Genomic DNA, 16442 nt, shown 5'->3' with positions numbered 1-16442 from the left:
GCCGAGTTCCCACCGTCGCGCTACAGTCGGTGATCGTGAGTAGTCGGTCAGTTCCGCAGCGCGACCATTGGCGTCTGCTGGGCATGTTGCTGCTCAGCCTGGTCGCGGCGCTGACCATTCACGGTGACCTGTGCGGCAGAGCGCACGAAGTCGCTCATCACCAGTCCCTCGACGGTCCGGCGGCCGACCAGCGCGACGACCACGGTCACCACGGCAGTTACCACTGCCGGGTCGATCACGAGTACTCGCCGAGCGCAGTGGTCGAGCGGCCCGGGCGGACACCACGGCACGCGCATGCCGACGCGGGCTGGCCGCACGTGGCGGCGTCCGCGTCGCACGCGTCGACAGCCGACATCGAACCAATGGTCCCGCCATTACAGCGAAGACCAGAACCGCGCTCCGGCCGCGACGTTCTCACCACTGTGTGCGTGTCCCGGACCTGACCGGCGTGCCGAGGTCCGCCCCTCCACGTCCGTCCACTTGCGCCCGTCGTGGTGCGCATGACTTTCGAGGACTCCACAGTGACTCGCATTCTCACGAACGACCACGCCCGGACACAACGACGAACCGTGCCCAAGCCTCGCCGCCATTCCGCCGCGAAGGCAGTCGGGAACACACCCTTGCTGTGGCTCGACGACCCGTTCCAGGACTCCGGCACCGGCTTCTGGGCGAAACTCGAGGGTTTCAACCCCGGTGGCATCAAGGACCGGCCCGCCCTGTACATGGTGGACAGGGCACGCGAACGTGGTGATCTCCCCGAGGGAGCCATGATCGTCGAGTCGACCAGCGGCACGCTCGGCCTCGGGCTGGTGCTCGCGGGTATCGAGCACGGGCACCCGGTCAGCCTGGTGACCGACCCGGGTATGGAACCCATCGTGCACCGGATGCTGCTCGCACACGGCGCCCGCGTTGACGTCGTGCACGAGCCGCACCCCACCGGCGGGTGGCAGCAGGCCCGCCGCGACCGTGTCGCCGAGTTGCTCGCCGCCAACCCGGGCGCGTGGTGCCCGGACCAGTACAACAACCCGGACAACGTGGCCGCGTACGCCGGGCTCGCCGAGGAGCTCGCCAACCAGATGGATCGCGTCGACATCCTCGTGTGCTCGGTCGGCACCGGCGGCCACTCCGCGGGCGTGTTCCGGGTCCTGTCCAGCCACTTCCCGCACCTGCGGATGGTCGGGGTCGACACGATCGGCTCGACGATCTTCGGTCAGCCGGCGAGTACGCGCCTCATGCGTGGCCTCGGCTCGAGCATCTACCCGCGCAACGTCGCCTACCACGCCTTCGACGAGGTCCACTGGGTCGCGCCCGCCGAGGCGGTGTGGACGTGCCGCAGGCTCGCCGCGACCCACCACGCCACCGGCGGATGGAGCGTCGGCGCGGTCGCACTCGTGGCCGCGTGGGTAGCCAGGACCCACGGACCGGACGTGCGGGTCGCCGCGATCTTCCCCGACGGCCCGCACCGGTACTTCGACACCGTCTACAACGACGAGTACTGCGCACGACACGACCTGCTGACCGCACCACCGCCCGCGGCACCGGACGTGATCGGCCATCCCGCCGAGCGGGTCGTCCGGCGGTGGACCCGGTGCCGGGTCGTCGTCGACCCTGCCCAGCGGACGGAGAGCAAGCCGTGAAGCGGCTCGTCACCCAGTACCGCGGGTTCGACCTGCCCAGCCGTCTGTTGATGCTCAACCAGCTGACCATCAACATCGGCTTCTACATGCTCATGCCCTACCTGGCCGCCTACCTCGCCGGGCCGCTCGGCCTGGCGGGGTGGGCCGTCGGCCTGGTGCTGGGCGTGCGGAACTTCTCCCAGCAGGGCATGTTCCTGGTCGGCGGGACGCTCGCCGACCGGCTCGGGTACAAGCCCCTGATCGTGGCGGGTTGCACCCTGCGCACAGCAGGGTTCGCACTGCTCGCGTTCGTCGACTCACTGCCCGCACTCGTGATCGCCTCGGCCGCCACCGGCTTCGCGGGCGCGTTGTTCAACCCGGCGGTCCGGGCCTACCTCGCAGCCGACGCCGGTGACCGCCGCGTCGAGGCGTTCGCGATGTTCAACGTCTTCTACCAGGCCGGGATCCTGCTGGGCCCGGTCCTGGGGCTCCTGCTCACAGCGGTCGACTTCCGGCTGACCTGCCTGGTGGCGGCGGGCGTCTTCGCCCTGCTCACGGTGTTGCAGATCCACGCACTCCCCCAGCACAAGGCGGCCACCGAGCCCGGTGCCCGGCCGTCGGTGCTGACCGAGTGGAAGTCAGTGGTGGCGAACCGCCCGTTCGTGCTGTTCGCGCTGGTGATGATCGGGTCCTACGTGCTGACGTTCCAGGTGTACCTGGCACTGCCATTGGAGGCCCGCCGGATCGCGGACGGCACCGCCGCCACGGCCCTCGTCACCGCCCTGTTCGTGGTCTCCGGCGCGCTGGCGATCGCCGGGCAACTGCGGATCACCGACTGGTTCCGAGCGCGGTGGACACACGCCCGCTGCATGGCGATCGGCATGTGCCTCAACACCGCCGCCTTCGGGGTGCCGCTGGTCGTCGCCCGCGGCGGCCCGTGGCTGATGGGCGGCGCGCTGCTCGTGTCGGCCGCACTGCTCGCGCTCGGCACCATCGCGATCTTCCCGTTCGAGATGGACACCATCGTGCGCCTGTCCGGCAACCACCTCGTCGCCACGCACTACGGGCTCTACAACACCGTGGTCGGCGTGGGGATCCTGCTCGGCAACCTGTTCACCGGCAGCGTGCTCGACCTCGGCCGTGCCGCGGGCCTGCCGGAGGCACCGTGGCTCGGGATGGCCGCCGTCGGCGCAGCCTGCGCGTTGGGGCTGCACCTGATGGACCGCGCCAAGCTCCTGACACGAGAACCGGTCGCCGCCTGACACACGAACGGGGCGGGATCCGTTGCCCGGATCCCGCCCCGTCGTCGCAGGTCATCCTTCGGTCTGCGCGACCAGCTCCTGCTTCTCCTCCGGCTTCACCGTCTCCTTCTTGTGGTGCTTGTGAGCACCGGTGTACTCGTCGAGGCGGAACAGCATCGCGGCGACCATCGCGGGCGTCATGAGCACGTGCCCGACGACCATCACCGCCGTGGTCGACGCCACGCCCGCGAAGTAGAACGGGTACATGATCAGGAACGGCACGTACATCGCGAGGCTCATCTCGATGATGGCGGGCCAGCCACAGCCCCGGATCCGCATCCACGCGGCCATGCCGATACTCATGTAGGTCGCCATCAGCAGCGTCCTGGGCACGAGGTCCTCGGTTACCGCCGTCCAGCTCATCTGCTCGAACAGCATCTCCGCGGGCATGCCGAGCGCGAACATGCCGACGAACATCGCGATCGTCATCTCCAGCAGGTGCTGGATGAAGTTCCAGGTGGGTCCCTTCACCACGATCTTCACGACGGTTACCTCCGGTTCTCTTGTCTGGCAACGAACCCCAGCGCCAGCGAATACCACCCGGGGGTATCTGCTTCGCCTGAACATACTGGTAGGGGGTATATGGTCGTCAAGGTGTACGAGTGGGAGTCATGTCTGGCGCGAGCGTGTTACCAGGGAAAACCAGACAAAGAACACCCGATTGGAGGAGCCCGGTCGTCGACCGGGCTCCTGGAGCGGACACAGACGAACTAGCTGGCCTTGGCAAGCGGTCGCGCGCCGTATGTGACCCGGACTATCCCGTCGTCGTGACGCTCCGTCGCCGCTGTCACGCCGAACACCGACGACAGCACCTCGGGCGTCAGCGCGTCGAGCACCGGCCCGGACGCCACGACCCTGCCCCGGTCCAGCACGACCAGCCGGTCGCAGCTGCGGGCGGCGAGGTCGAGGTCGTGGAGCACGGCCAGCGTGGTGACGCCGACCGTGTGGACCAGCTCGAGCAGCTCGAACCGGGCCCGGATGTCGAGGTGGTTGGTCGGCTCGTCGAGCACGAGCAGCTTCGGCTCCTGCGCGAGCGCGCGGGCCAGCAGCACCCGCTGCCGCTCGCCACCGGACAGCGACCCGTAGATCCGGTCCGCGTGGTCTGCCATGCCGGTCCGCTCGAGCGCGGCGTCGACGATCTCGCGGTCGGTCGCGCCGGTGCGGTCGAACATGCCGTGGTGCGGGGTGCGGCCCAGCTCCGCCACCTCTCGCACGGTCAGGCCCGGTGGCGTCGGGCTGTTCTGGAGCACCGCCGCGGTGTGCTGGGCGGCCGTCCTGGCGGACATGCTCCAGACGTCCTGGTCGCCCAGCAGGACGACCCCGGCCGTCGGGCGGATGGACCGGTAGATCGTGCGCAGCAGCGTCGACTTGCCGCTGCCGTTGGGCCCGATCAGCCCGACGAACTCGCCGGGAGCCACCTCGAGGTCGACGTCGTGGAGGATCGGCTTCCCGCCGATGCTCACGCTCACCTGTTGCACGTTGAGTTTCATGAGTGGGCGAGGCTCCGATCCCGGCGCATGAGCCAGATGAAGAACGGCGCGCCGAAGAGTGCGGTCAGGATGTTGAGCGGCAGCTCGTTGGGCGGGTCGACGGTGCGGGACAGCAGGTCGACGACCACCAGGTAGATCGCGCCGACGAGCGCGGCCAGCGGGAGCAGCCGCCGGTGGTCGACGCCGAACGTGAGCCGCACCAGGTGGGGCACCATCAGCCCCACGAAGCCGATGCCACCGGCCACGGCGATCAGCACGCCCGCGACCAGCGAACTCAACACGATCAGGATCAGCCGCAGCCGCTTGACGTCGATGCCCAGCGCCGTGGCCGACTCGTCGCCGGTGACCAGCGCGTTGAGCTGCCTGCCGTACAGCGTGAGCAGCAGCGTGGACGCGATGACCACGACACCCGCGACGTGCAGCTGGTCCCAGTGCGCGCCGGAGACGCTGCCCAGCAGCCAGAACATGATCGCCCGCATGTTGTTGGGCTCGGTCTGCAGCTGCAGGAAGTTGGTGATCGAGGTGAACACGTAGCTGACCACGACACCGGCGAGCACCAGCCGCACCGGGTTGAGCTTGCCGCCCTGCTGCCCGAGCAGGAACACCAATCCGACGGCGAGCATCGCACCCAGGAACGCCGCACCGGACACGCCCAGGCCGCCGAGCGCGCCCGCGCCCAGCGCCATCACGGTGACCGCGCCGACCGAGCCGCCCGCCGACACGCCCAGGATGAACGGGTCGGCGAGCGGGTTGTTCACCAGCGCCTGCAGCACCACCCCGGTCACCGCGAGCCCGGCGCCCGCCAGCGCGGCGAGCAGCACGCGCGGGATCCGGAACTGCCAGATGATCTGGTCGTGGGCCGGGTCGACCACACCGCCGAAGATGTGCGCGCGGACGATCTGCCAGCTGTCGCCGAGCGAGAACGTCACCGAGCCGACCGCGGCGGCCACGAGGATCACCACGACCAGCAGCGCACCCAGCACGAACAGCGACACCGGCAACGGCACCGCGTGCAACGGCGCCGGCCGCGCCGTCGATCCGCCTCCGGACGCGCGCTGCCGGGGTAGCGCACGTACCGGTGTTCGAGTGGACGTCATCAGCTCCTCCTCGCTGTGGTGGCCGTCGGCGGCGCCGCTGGCTCGACCGGTTCGTCGACGGGGTCGGGTGGGATCCGGTGCAACCGGGCGTTGAGCAGGCTGGTGGCGGTGGCGAGCACGGCGAGCAGCACTGCGGCGGCCGCGAACGCCGTCGCGTGGTCGTCGAACGGAACGCCCGGGTCGCCGGGTGTCGCGCCGAGAACGGTGCGGTACCAGGCACCAGCCACCGCGACGCCGAGAGCGAGGCCCAACTGGGTCGTGGTGGTGGCCATGCCGGACGCTGCCCCCGCCTCGTCGGGGCGCACGCGGCTGAGAATCCCGGCGACGAGCGGCGCCACCACCATGCCCTGGCCGAGCCCGGCGACACCGATCATCACGGCCAGCAGCACCGGCTGTGCGTCCTGCGGTGCCTGCGTGATCACCGCGCCGCCGAGCAGTACGACGGCAACGGTGGCGCAGCCGAGCACCGGGATCGGCGCGCTGATGCGGCGGGTGAGCCACCGGTTGGCGGCCGACGCGAGGGAGAACCCGACGCCGAGCGGCACGAACATCAGCCCGGCGACGAACGGCGTCAGCCCCAGCCCGGTCTGCAGGTAGTAGGTGAACACCAGGAACAGCCCGGAGTTCGTGGCGAACAGGGACATGACGGTCAGCAGGGAGAGGCGCATCCCGCGCGCCGTGACGACTCGTGGCGGGAACAGCGGGTCACCACCGCGTTGATGCAGGGCTCGCTGCTGCACCGCGAACACGGCGAACGCCACGGCCGCGAGTATCAGCCCGAGCCACAGCCACGAGCTGCCACCCGGCCCGAAGATCAGCGGCACCAGCAGGGCTGGTAACCCGATGGTCGTCAACGCCGCGCCGACGAGGTCGAGGCGTTGTCCCGTGCCCGCACCGCTCGTGGGCAGCAGACGCCCGAACACCAGGATCGCCACGCCGATGGGCACGTTCACGAGCAGCACCGGCCGCCAGCCGAGCCCCGCGATGTCGAGGTCGACGAGGATCCCGCCGCCCGCGATGCCGCTGATCACACCGAGCCCGATCACGACCCCGTACACGCCGATGACCTTGGCCCGCTGCTCGGTGTCCGACACGGTCGCCCGGATGATCGACAACACCTGGGGCGCCATGAAAGCCGCCGTCGCGCCCTGCAGGAAGCGGGCGGCGATCAACAACTCCGCGTTTGGCGCGAGCCCGCAGAGCAGGGACGTCAGGGTGAACCCCGCGACGCCCCACAGGAACACCGCCCGGTGCCCGGCTCGGTCGCCGAGCCGCGCGCCGGTGATCAGCAGCGCCCCGAAGGCAATGACGTAGGCAGCACCGATGAACTGGATCTGGTCGAAGCCCGCGTCGAGGTCGCGCTGGATCGACGGGCTCGCGACGTTGACGACGAACCCGTCGACCTGCGTCATGAATGTCGCGGCGAGCACCGCAGCGAGACCGAGCCACGTCCGGCGGCTCAACGACACATCAGTCATGGTCGCCGACCAGAAGCCGCACCCAGTGCTTGACGGTGGGACGCTCGGCCAGGTCCACGAACGTGACCTCGGCACCCGCCGCGCGCCAGCGTTCGAGCAACGTCATGAGCCGGATCGAGTCGAGCCCGCACTCGAACAGGTCCTCGTCGTCGAAGTTCTCGTCAGGATGGCGATGCAGTGCCTCTGCGACATCCGTCCGGATCGCCGCAGGCGTCAACAGCCCGTCCATGCTCACCTCATCCTCCGTGTTCGTTGGGGATTCCGGCGTGGCGAGGGTTGCGCCAGGGACACCTCGCCACGCCGGGTGTTCAGGAGGTGCCGACCATCTGCCTCGGTTCGACCGTGGCTGGGCTGGTCGTGCCGACCGGTTCGCTCGACACGAGCGCGCGGAACGTGCGCAGGCGCAGGCTGTTGGACACGACGAGCACGGAGCTGGCGGCCATGGTCAGGCCGGCGAGCATCGGGTTGAGCAGCCCGCCCGCCGCGAGTGGGATCGCGGCGACGTTGTACGCGAACGCCCAGAACAGGTTGGACTTGATCGTGCCGAGTGTCTTGCGGGCGAGGCGGATCGCGTCCGCGACCACCCGCAGATCACCCCGCACCAGCGTGAGGTCGGCGGCCTCGATGGCAACGTCGGTGCCGGTGCCCATCGCGAGCCCGAGGTCGGCCTGCGCGAGCGCGGCCGCGTCGTTCACACCGTCACCGACCATGGCCACCACACGGCCCTGGTCCTGCAGCCGCTTGATCTCGCCGACCTTCCCGGCGGGAAGCACCTCCGCGATCACCTCGGTGATGCCGACCTCGGCCGCGACCGCCTTGGCCGCTGCCTCGTTGTCGCCGGTCAGCAGGACCGGCGACAGGCCCAGCCGTCGCAGCTGCTGGATGGCCGCAGCGCTCGTCGGCTTCACCGTGTCGGAGACGACGAGCAGGCCACGCACCGCACCGTCCCAGCCGACCACGACCGACGTCCGGTCCGCGGCGTCCGCCTCGGCCTTGGCGGTGGCCAGCTCGGAGGGCAGCTCGGCGGCCCACTCGGACAGCAGGGACGCCCTGCCGACGATCACCTCGCAACCGTCCACGGTGCCCCGCACGCCGAGTCCCGCCTCGTTGACGAAGCCCGTCGCGGCAGGCAGCTCGCCGACCCGTTCGCGGGCGCCGGCGGTGATGGCACGGGCGATCGGGTGTTCGGAAGCGTCCTCGAGTGCGCCGGCGAGCCGGAGCAGGTCAGCACCCTTCACCCCGTCGGCAGGCACGATGTCCACGAGGGACATCTCGCCGGTGGTGACCGTGCCGGTCTTGTCCAGCACCACGGTGTCGACGCGCCGCGTGGACTCCAGAACCTGCGGGCCCTTGATGAGGATCCCCAGTTGCGCACCGCGTCCGGTGCCGACCAGCAACGCGGTCGGCGTGGCCAGGCCGAGCGCGCACGGGCACGCGATGATCAGCACGGCGACCGCCGCGGTGAACGCTGCCGTGGTCGACTCGCCCGCGCCGAACCAGTAGCCCAACGTCGCCAGCGCGAGCCCGATGACGCCGGGCACGAACACCGCGGACACCTGGTCGGCGAGCCGCTGGACCTTCGCCTTCCCGTTCTGTGCGTCCTCCACCAGCTTCGCCATCTGCGCGAGCTGCGTGTCGGCGCCGACCCGGGTCGCGCGGACCACGAGCCTGCCGCCCACGTTCACGGTGGCACCGACGACCTCGTCACCCGCACCGACCTCGACCGGCACCGACTCGCCGGTGACCATGCTCGCGTCGACCGCCGACGAGCCCTCCTCGACCACACCGTCGGTCGCCACCTTCTCACCCGGCCGCACCACGAACCGGTCCCCGACAGCCAGCTCGGCGACAGGGATCGTCGCCTCGACGCCATCGCGCAACACGGCGACGTCCTTGGCGCCCAGAGAGAGCAGCGCCCGCAGCGCTGCACCGGACCGGCGCTTGGCCCGCGCCTCGAAATAGCGTCCACACAGGATGAACAACGTCACCCCAGCAGCCACCTCGAGATACATGTTCGCCTCACCGGCGGTCCGCTCGATCGTGATGCGGAACGGGTGCTTCATCCCGGGCATGCCCGCCTCGCCGAGGAACAACGTCCACAGCGACCACGCGAACGCCGACAACGTGCCGACCGAGATCAACGTGTCCATGGTCGCCGCGCCGTGACGCAGGTTCGCGAACGCGGCCTTGTGGAACGGGAACGCACCCCACACCACCACCGGTCCCGCCAACGCGAGACACGCCCACTGCCAGTAGTTGAACTGGAAGACCGGGAACATCGACATCGCGACGACCGGAACCGTCAGGATCGCGACGATGAGCACCCGGTTACGCGCCGCCCGCAGTGCGGCGTCCTGCTCGTCCGCCTCGTCGGAAAGCTCCTCCGAGTCGGACGTAGCCGGCTTCGGCGCCGTGGGCGGGGTCGCGGTGTAGCCGAGTTCCTCGATGGCCGCGACCACATCGGACACCTGGACCGACGGCTCGAACGTGACCTTCGCCTTCTCCGTTGCGTAGTTGACCGAAGCCGTCACGCCGTCCATCTCGTTGAGCATGTTCTCGATCCGCGCCGCGCACGACGCGCAGGTCATCCCGCCGACGACCAGCTCAGCCTCCGTGGCCATGCGTCGCCCCTCCCGTGCTGCCGCCCGTGGTACCGCCGGTCGTGACGCCGCCCTCGATCGCGGCCTTCTCGTTCTTGGCCTTCGCCGCCTCGAACGCCTCCTCGGTCAGGCCGTGCGGCGGCGGGTTCGGCCCTTCGACGTGCACAGTGAACGCGGCGGTCCGCACCTTGCCCTGGTGCTGGAAGTCCAGGAACATCCCGTAGTCGCCGAAGCTCGGCGGGGTCGCGTAGAAGACGATCTCGGGACCGGGCTTGGTCTTGCCGTCACCCGGCGTGCCCTCGGGGTGCACATGCAGGTAAGCCAGGTCGCCGTCACGCAAGGCAACCAGGTGACCGTAGGCGGCGAGGTACGGCTCCAGGTCGGTGACCGGCTTGCCGTCCTTTGAGATGGTCAGAGTGAGCTTCCCGCTCTCCCCGGGCTTGAGCTTGCCCTTCAGCGAGACCGTGTACCCGTCGACCGTCGCGGTCGCCGACGGCTTCGGAAGCGCCCTCGGCTGGTAGTTCCCGGACACCGACACGTCCGCGCCCAGGGTCTCACCGTGGATGCCCCACAGCGGCATGTAGTCGGCGAAAACCCGGTACTCGCCGGCCTCTTCGATGGTCAGCGGCACCCGCCAGACCCCGTCCGGGCCGAGGTTCGGGTGCACGTGCTGGAAGTTCGTCAGGTCCCGCCGGGCGACGATGAGGTGCATCAGCTTGTCGTGCTGCGGCTTGTACTTCACCAGCGGCGTGCCGTCGTGCTGGAGGATCTGGAACGCGAACGTCTGCTTGGTGCCGGCCGGGAACCTGTCGGTCAGCACCTTCAACGTCATGCTCTCGTGCGAGACCGCCAGCCCGTTGGACTCCTCCTCCGGTGCCATCGCCGCCGGTTCAGCGGCGGCTGGTGTGGCCGCGGATGTCGGAGGCGGTCCCACGACGCGCCCGACCACATAAGCGCTTCCGAATACCAGTACCAACGCGCAAGTGAACGCGCCGAGTTTTACCAACGTTTTCATGTGCAGTCCCCTGACAATGGTCAATTGAGCCCACGAGCCGCTCCATGCACGATACCCACGAGGGGTACCAAGACGCCATGCCAATCTTCGCCGGTTCACCCTGCCCTACAAGTCAAAACGACCATCGGGTGACCACGTGGTTACCGCTCGATTCCCGCGCGACCGTCTGCATATCGCAATGCAGGCAATTGAATCGAGCCGAACTAGTCGCATTTTTCCCAAACATGACGAACCAACAGTTCGGTAATCGCCTAGCGACCTAGGCCGGGGAATCCGCGGACGGCGTCACGTTGCCAACGATCAGCAGGTAAGCCATCCTGCCCATCGCACGCGCGTCGGATGCTTCCTGTTCGAGCAACCTGACTGCCCGGTCGATCACACCGTTCCAGGCCACAGCGCCCGCATCACCGTCATCGCACCGTAGTTCCCGAACCTTGTCGGCGGCCTGCTGCCAAGCGGCCGCTATACCGCATGGATCGTGTTGATCGCCCATGGCGGACTCCTGTGGACGTAGAAAACGGAGCGGGACCCACCAACGCACGGATCCCGCTCCCCGGAGCGAATCGCCGTGGACGAGGGCGGATGTCGACCTGCTGCCAACGACACCATGACGACAGCAATCCACTAAGTCAGATAGTACGTAGTTGGTTAGTGGGCAGTCCACGCTCCTCGGTAATCGCCCGGTAAGCCAACCGCGGCAACGACTGACGCAAGTCGGATGCAAGTGAAGTTCGTGCTCACTATGCCAAGGTGAGGCGTGCTAGTTGAGGAAGCTGCCCTGGGGCACGAGCAAGGGTCCAGTGTGGACACTGTTGTAACCGTGGAGGATCTCCGCAAGACCTACGGACAGACAGACGCCGTGCAGGACGTCTCCTTCGAGGTCCGGCGGCGCGAGATCTTCGGCATCCTGGGCTCCAACGGAGCGGGCAAGACCACCGTCGTGGAGATCCTCCAGGGCCTCCGGGACCGGACCAGCGGCCGCGTCTCGGTGCTGGGCCTGGACCCCGGCCGCGAGAAGAACCAGCTGCGCCGCAAGATCGGCTCCCAGCTGCAGTCGTCCGCGCTGCCGGAACGGCTGCGGATCGTCGAGGCGATCAAGCTGTTCGCCCACGCGCGCAACGTGCCCGTCGACGTCGAGGCCACCATCGCGGCATGGAACCTCGAGCACCTGCGCGACCGCGCGTTCGGGTCGCTGTCCGGCGGTGAGCAGCAGCGGTTGTTCGTCGCGCTGGCGCTGCTCGGCGACCCGGAACTCGTGCTGCTCGACGAGCTGACCACCGGCCTGGACCCCAGTGCCCGCCACGCGACCTGGGACCTGATCCGCCAGGTGCGCGACCGGGGCACCACCGTCGTGCTGGTCACGCACTTCATGGACGAGGCCGAGATGCTGTGCGACCGCGTGGCGATCATGGATCGCGGCAAGGTGGTCGCCTGCGACACGCCGTCCGCGCTGACCGCCCACCACGGCGGCCCGGTCACGATCACCTTCAGCACCACCAACGGCTACCGCCCCGACCACCTGCTGACGGTCCCCGGCGTCGCCACCGCCGACCTCGGCGACGGGAAGGTCACGGTCACCGGCGAAGCCCCCTCCGCCGTCCGCGTGGCCGCCGCGCTGGCCGAGCACGGCCTCACCCCGGACGACTACCGCACCCACTACCCGTCGCTCGAGGACGTCTTCCTGTCCATGACCGGCCACCGGCTGAGCGAGAAGGTCCCATCATGACGAGATACCTGACCTGGACCGAGGTCAAGCTGCTGGCCCGCGAACCACTCGTGCTGGTGCTGACGCTGATGTTCCCGGTCCTGCTGATGGTCCTGCTGGCCGCCGCGTTCGCCGACCACGGCGGCCCGGTCTTCGCCAACCTCGACGGCACCCAGTTCTACGTCACCGCCTACCTCGGCGCCGGGATCGCGATGATGGGGTTCATGGGCACGCCCACCCACATCGCCGGGTACCGCGAGGGTGGCGTGCTCCGCCGATTCCGCGCGGCCGCCATACCATCCCGCGCGGTGGTGGTCTCGCAGGCCGCCGTGCTCGCGCTGCTCGCCGTCATCGGGGCCGTGGTGATGCTCGCGCTGGCCGCCGTCCTCTTCGACATCCCAGGACCGGCCTCGCCACTCGGCGTGGCCGCCGCGTTCGTCGCCGGCATCCTGGCGTTCGCGGGCATCGGCACGCTGCTCGGCGCGATCATGCCCGGCACCCGCTCCGCCCAGGGCCTCGGCCTGCTGCTGTTCTTCGGCACCTTCCTGCTCGTCGGCGGCGGCCCGCCGCCCGGCGTGTTCCCCCCGGCCATGAACGCCGTCACCGCGTGGACCCCGACCGGCCTGCTGCTCGACGCGATCCGCTCCCCCTGGGCGGGCACCGGCGTGGACGTCACCGCCACGATCACGCTCGTCGCCATCGCCGTCGTCGCGTTCTTCCTGGCGAACAGGAAGCTCGCCCGCAGCTGACCGTCGTGTCAGTGGCGGAACCGAGCGTCGTCGCGCGGCCAGGGCGAGATGTAGGAGAGGCCGGTCATCAGCTCGCGCTTCGAGGTGTGCAACTCGATGAGCCGTGTCATCGGGTTCGCGTAGTAGGTGATCTCGGTGTCCGGAATGCTGTCCGGAGCAATGCGCGTGTGCTCGCCATTCTCTCGGTCCTGGCGGAACATCCGCCGGTTCGCCTCGTCGTACCGATCGTGTGGATGCGGCGCCTGACCAGGGAACCACAGGTAGGACGTCAGCTCCCACGCCTGAGCACACTGCTGCTCGATGTCCGCCCACCCAGCCACGGTCACGCCGTCCGCGGGGGCAATCATCCGGCCGAAGTTGCGTAGCTCCTCGACAGCCATGACGACGGTGTACAGCAGCGCGAGTTCGCTGCTGTAGTGGTCTTACCGAGGCCACGATCCATGTGCGTTTTCCCGTACAGCACCCGTGTCGTGTCGCTGATCGGATGCACGAAGGCGCTGAGGAACCGGTAGTGGCAGTCCAACTGCGACAGTGTCGTGTCGTCCGCGAACCCGTTGTACTGGAGGTTCGCCTTCAGGCTGGACCACCGCAGGTAGATCTCGTACATCTTCTTGTGCTCCGCCGCGTACGCACGCCGCTCCTCTGACTCGCTCAGAGACCATCATCGAACGCCGCGTACGCCTCGGGCGACCCCACGAACGGCGAGTACTCCTGCAACAGGAAGTAGTGCGGGCCGATGACCTGACGGGTGCGCGCATCCTCTGACTGGGCTACGAACCCCTCCCGGATGATCGTCACGGTCTTCTTCTTCGACCGCCGCCAATCGCTGACGTCCTGCCATCCCTGACCGGTGGTCCGCTCGTGCTGCCACCGCTCCCACACCTCATCCTCAACATCGGAGACGATCTGCACCACACGCCGCCCGAGAAACACCAGCTTGTCGACGAGCACCTGTTCCAGCGCAGTTCTCAAGAGGGCGAACGCAGGGCCGTAGACATCCTGGAATGTCAAGGCGAGCGCGGACCGGACCGTCACACCGAAGACCTGGCACCTGTCGGCAGCTTCCGCGTGGAACATGTGCATCACGTCGCCGTACCGCAACCGCGGCGGGATGTCGTCCAAGAGGGACACCAGCGTCTCCGCCATTGCCACGAACTTGGGGTGTTCGACACGCCCCTGCCAGATCACGAGCGCATCTCTTGGTCAGGCAAGGGAATGTCGACCCGCAGTCGGAACATCCTCGGCTCGTGCTCGACGGTGACCGTTCCACCGACCTCGGCCGCCCGCACCGACAGGTTGTCCAATCCGCCACGGGCACCGACCGTCGACGCCTCGGAGTCCGAGGGTACGTCGTCGTTGACGAGTTCGAGCGTGACGCGCTCGTCCGTCTGCCGGATGGTGATGGAGCACTGTTTCGCCTTGCTGTGACGGAGCAGGTTCGTCACCCCTTCGCGCAACGCCGTGGCCAGGACCGTGCTGACACGCGCCGGCAGGTCGGAGTGCTCGACATTCACCCGGACGTCGACGCCGGCCGCCTGCAGCACCGACACCGCCGACCGACGCTCGTCGTCCAGGGACAGCTCCCGGTAGCCGGTCGCGACGGTACGGGCGTCCGCCAGCGCACTGCGGGAGATCTCGAGGCTCTCGAGCAGCTGTACACCCGCCTCCTGCGGCGCCCTGTCCACGAGGCGATGCGCGAGTTCGATCTTCAGCGTGATGGCGGAAAGGCTGTAACCGAGCACGTCGTGCAGATCGCGAGCAAACCGCAACCGCTCGCGCACCACGGCCACACGCGCCATCTCCGAACGGGCGTCCTGCACCGCCACCACGAGCGCGGTCAGCCGGGACAAGCCGTAGACCACCAGGCCGGTGTTCACCGTGGAGATCGACTTGTAGATGGTGCCGATCAGCGAGCCGGTGAAGTACAGCTGTGCCGCCGCCATGCTCGCAACGATCAGGCCGAACGACACCCATCCCGCCACCGGCCGGAGCAAGAGCAGCACGCTCCCGGCAAGGAAGCCCGACATGCCCACCCATGCCTGGCCGAAGATCAGGATCGGCAGATACACCAACGCCGCCTGAGCGGCCAGGATTCCGTAACTGATCGGCGACCGCCTACGGGTGCTCGCGCGGCTGTACCAACGCAACTGCACCAACAGCAGGACGGCGATGCACCCGAATGACAGCAGGACCTCCCCAGGCCCGACGTCCAGGAACAACACGTGCAGGAACCCAAGCAGGCTGAAGCTGACGAACACGGCCGTGACGACACCGAACGCGGCGCGAGGTGCGGACAGGGGCGTCCGCTCCGGCGCCTCGGGCGTGTCAGCAGTCGTTTGCATCGACACCTGCCGTCGTCCGCGGTCCAAACAGGCCACGAGCACCGGCCGGTAGACGACCGAGCACCTCAAGCTGGAGGTATCGAGCAAGCATGTCTGCGCCCTTCTGCTCGAAAACGACGGTCTTCGACACGAAGGGTCGAAAGGATACGGGGAAAGTCGCCTCCAGGACCCCGTTCGCAGACAACTTGTAACGCGTCACCCCAGGGAACGCATCAGGCGCGAGAGGAACGGTTGCCCAGGGGTTGACGAACAGATGAAGGCTCTCCTCGAACGTCTCACGCTCCTCTTCGGACCGGTCGCCGGCGACGTAGGCGAAGAGGTTGGGTATCGAGGCGTCGGGTGCGAAGTTGTGGCAGGTCCCGAACCGGGTCCGGGCGGTGTCCGGTGCTGCAAGGCCACGCTCAGCGCCGATCCGGTTGAACTTGGCCACCGCGTGGGCATTGCTGAACAGCACACCCGCGAGGTTCGCCGCCTCGGGCTGCCGAAACAACCCGCTCAAGATCGTCCTGCTACCCCAGCTGTGCTGCTCGACCGCGTGAGCGGCGACGGCCAGCGTGCCGTCGTCCGCGTGGTAGGCCACGTTGCGTGAACCGTAGAGGTACGCCGCGAGCAGCCCGTCAGGGTGGAACTGGGCATGTGGACCGTGGAACGCACCGACCGCGATCACGAACGGCACACCAGCCGTGTGCGGCTTCTCCCAGTAGGCAGCACCTCGGGCATCGCGATGGTCGAGCTTGCGGTGCAGCGCACTGTCAAGCCGGTAGATGAACTCGTGGTCCGCGAGGTCGAGGTCGTCAGGCGGCAACGGGTACGGCGGCCCCGGATCGAGCGGCGTGCCCTGAACCGGGTTGGTCGTCGTCACCTCGATCGCGACGGGTGCGGCCCCCTGGACGACGAAGTCGGGTGCCGGGTGCGTCCGATCCAGCTCAAGCCCCGACTCATCGAGGTACGCGAACAGGGCCAGCTCGAACACCCGTGCCGAGAAACCGCCTGTCTGGAACTCCCGGACGAAGCTGCTGTCGACGTCGTGGAAGTTCGCGAAGACGGCG

General features: G+C 68.5%; 17 protein-coding genes. 4 read left to right on the top strand and 13 right to left on the bottom strand.

The features are described from left to right. Positions 1-47: 47 nt before the first annotated feature. On the bottom strand, positions 48-239 hold the full coding sequence (locus ACIBVP_RS37475; protein ID WP_396111228.1) for a hypothetical protein: 192 nt from the start codon (positions 237-239) through the stop codon (positions 48-50). 330 nt (positions 240-569) lie between these two features. Here ACIBVP_RS37475 and ACIBVP_RS37470 point away from each other — a divergent pair, with 330 nt between their 5' ends. Continuing rightward, on the top strand, positions 570-1637 hold the full coding sequence (locus ACIBVP_RS37470; protein ID WP_396111227.1) for a PLP-dependent cysteine synthase family protein: 1068 nt from the start codon (positions 570-572) through the stop codon (positions 1635-1637). After that, on the top strand, positions 1634-2878 hold the full coding sequence (locus tag ACIBVP_RS37465; RefSeq protein WP_396111226.1) for an MFS transporter: 1245 nt from the start codon (positions 1634-1636) through the stop codon (positions 2876-2878). The genes ACIBVP_RS37470 and ACIBVP_RS37465 overlap by 4 nt, the downstream gene beginning before the upstream one ends. Before the next feature lie 51 nt (positions 2879-2929). Here the strand turns inward: ACIBVP_RS37465 and ACIBVP_RS37460 are convergent, their stop codons facing one another. The 8 genes from ACIBVP_RS37460 to ACIBVP_RS37425 all read right to left on the bottom strand — a co-directional run bounded on the left by ACIBVP_RS37460 (position 2930) and on the right by ACIBVP_RS37425 (position 11090). Beyond that, entirely contained in the window at positions 2930-3400 is a 471-nt protein-coding gene (locus tag ACIBVP_RS37460) for a hypothetical protein (RefSeq protein WP_396111225.1), read from the bottom strand. 227 nt (positions 3401-3627) lie between these two features. Then, positions 3628-4386 carry an ABC transporter ATP-binding protein gene (locus ACIBVP_RS37455; RefSeq protein ID WP_396111224.1) on the bottom strand — a complete coding sequence of 253 codons (759 nt, stop codon included), beginning with the start codon at positions 4384-4386 and terminating at the stop codon, positions 3628-3630. Between the two features lie 17 nt (positions 4387-4403). Next, a complete protein-coding gene (locus ACIBVP_RS37450; RefSeq protein ID WP_396111223.1) occupies positions 4404-5504 on the bottom strand; it encodes a FecCD family ABC transporter permease in 1101 nt (366 codons plus the stop codon). Next, positions 5504-6982 carry an MFS transporter gene (locus ACIBVP_RS37445; RefSeq protein ID WP_396111222.1) on the bottom strand — a complete coding sequence of 493 codons (1479 nt, stop codon included), beginning with the start codon at positions 6980-6982 and terminating at the stop codon, positions 5504-5506. Before ACIBVP_RS37445 ends, ACIBVP_RS37450 begins: the two co-directional genes overlap by 1 nt. Further along, entirely contained in the window at positions 6975-7211 is a 237-nt protein-coding gene (locus tag ACIBVP_RS37440; RefSeq protein WP_396111221.1) for a phosphopantetheine-binding protein, read from the bottom strand. The genes ACIBVP_RS37445 and ACIBVP_RS37440 overlap by 8 nt, the downstream gene beginning before the upstream one ends. Before the next feature lie 79 nt (positions 7212-7290). Further along, positions 7291-9603, bottom strand: a complete 2313-nt coding sequence (locus ACIBVP_RS37435) for a heavy metal translocating P-type ATPase (RefSeq protein ID WP_396111220.1) — start codon at positions 9601-9603, stop codon at positions 7291-7293. Next, a complete protein-coding gene (locus tag ACIBVP_RS37430; RefSeq protein ID WP_396111219.1) occupies positions 9587-10462 on the bottom strand; it encodes a hypothetical protein in 876 nt (291 codons plus the stop codon). Before ACIBVP_RS37430 ends, ACIBVP_RS37435 begins: the two co-directional genes overlap by 17 nt. A 394-nt stretch (positions 10463-10856) precedes the next feature. Next, on the bottom strand, positions 10857-11090 hold the full coding sequence (locus ACIBVP_RS37425; protein ID WP_396111218.1) for a hypothetical protein: 234 nt from the start codon (positions 11088-11090) through the stop codon (positions 10857-10859). 327 nt (positions 11091-11417) lie between these two features. On the opposite strand from ACIBVP_RS37425, the gene ACIBVP_RS37420 reads away from it, so the two are divergent. Both ACIBVP_RS37420 and ACIBVP_RS37415 read left to right on the top strand, forming a co-directional pair. Continuing rightward, positions 11418-12323: an ABC transporter ATP-binding protein gene (locus ACIBVP_RS37420; RefSeq protein WP_396111217.1), complete on the top strand. Its 906-nt coding sequence runs from the start codon at positions 11418-11420 to the stop codon at positions 12321-12323. After that, on the top strand, positions 12320-13051 hold the full coding sequence (locus ACIBVP_RS37415; protein WP_396111216.1) for an ABC transporter permease: 732 nt from the start codon (positions 12320-12322) through the stop codon (positions 13049-13051). Before ACIBVP_RS37420 ends, ACIBVP_RS37415 begins: the two co-directional genes overlap by 4 nt. 8 nt (positions 13052-13059) lie before the next feature. Here ACIBVP_RS37415 and ACIBVP_RS37410 read toward each other — a convergent pair whose 3' ends face one another. The 4 genes from ACIBVP_RS37410 to ACIBVP_RS37395 form a co-directional block, all read right to left on the bottom strand. Then, positions 13060-13431, bottom strand: coding sequence for a hypothetical protein (locus ACIBVP_RS37410; protein WP_396111215.1), 372 nt, complete (start codon positions 13429-13431; stop codon positions 13060-13062). Between the two features lie 271 nt (positions 13432-13702). Beyond that, positions 13703-14239 carry a hypothetical protein gene (locus ACIBVP_RS37405; protein ID WP_396111214.1) on the bottom strand — a complete coding sequence of 179 codons (537 nt, stop codon included), beginning with the start codon at positions 14237-14239 and terminating at the stop codon, positions 13703-13705. Next, positions 14236-15309 (bottom strand): sensor histidine kinase, encoded by a 1074-nt coding sequence (locus tag ACIBVP_RS37400; protein ID WP_396111213.1) that lies wholly within the window; start codon positions 15307-15309, stop codon positions 14236-14238. The genes ACIBVP_RS37405 and ACIBVP_RS37400 overlap by 4 nt, the downstream gene beginning before the upstream one ends. Before the next feature lie 67 nt (positions 15310-15376). Continuing rightward, a complete protein-coding gene (locus ACIBVP_RS37395; RefSeq protein ID WP_396111212.1) occupies positions 15377-16366 on the bottom strand; it encodes a hypothetical protein in 990 nt (329 codons plus the stop codon). Positions 16367-16442: the final 76 nt, after the last annotated feature.

This window comes from Actinophytocola sp. NPDC049390 (genome assembly GCF_044466355.1).
In the GTDB taxonomy this organism is placed as follows: domain Bacteria; phylum Actinomycetota; class Actinomycetes; order Mycobacteriales; family Pseudonocardiaceae; genus Actinophytocola.
Note: the sequence above shows the minus strand (reverse complement) of the source record. Positions and strands in the feature narration are given on the sequence as shown.

Excerpts from the sequence above, each read along its gene's own strand:
- ACIBVP_RS37450 (WP_396111223.1), bottom strand. The coding sequence starts at position 5,504 with ATGACGTCCACTCGAACACCGGTACGTGCGCTACCCCGGCAGCGCGCG.
- ACIBVP_RS37445 (WP_396111222.1), bottom strand. The coding sequence starts at position 6,982 with ATGACTGATGTGTCGTTGAGCCGCCGGACGTGGCTCGGTCTCGCTGCG.
- ACIBVP_RS37440 (WP_396111221.1), bottom strand. The coding sequence starts at position 7,211 with ATGGACGGGCTGTTGACGCCTGCGGCGATCCGGACGGATGTCGCAGAG.
- ACIBVP_RS37435 (WP_396111220.1), bottom strand. The coding sequence starts at position 9,603 with ATGGCCACGGAGGCTGAGCTGGTCGTCGGCGGGATGACCTGCGCGTCG.
- ACIBVP_RS37430 (WP_396111219.1), bottom strand. The coding sequence starts at position 10,462 with ATGGCACCGGAGGAGGAGTCCAACGGGCTGGCGGTCTCGCACGAGAGC.
- ACIBVP_RS37425 (WP_396111218.1), bottom strand. The coding sequence starts at position 11,090 with ATGGGCGATCAACACGATCCATGCGGTATAGCGGCCGCTTGGCAGCAG.
- ACIBVP_RS37415 (WP_396111216.1), top strand. The coding sequence starts at position 12,320 with ATGACGAGATACCTGACCTGGACCGAGGTCAAGCTGCTGGCCCGCGAA.
- ACIBVP_RS37410 (WP_396111215.1), bottom strand. The coding sequence starts at position 13,431 with ATGGCTGTCGAGGAGCTACGCAACTTCGGCCGGATGATTGCCCCCGCG.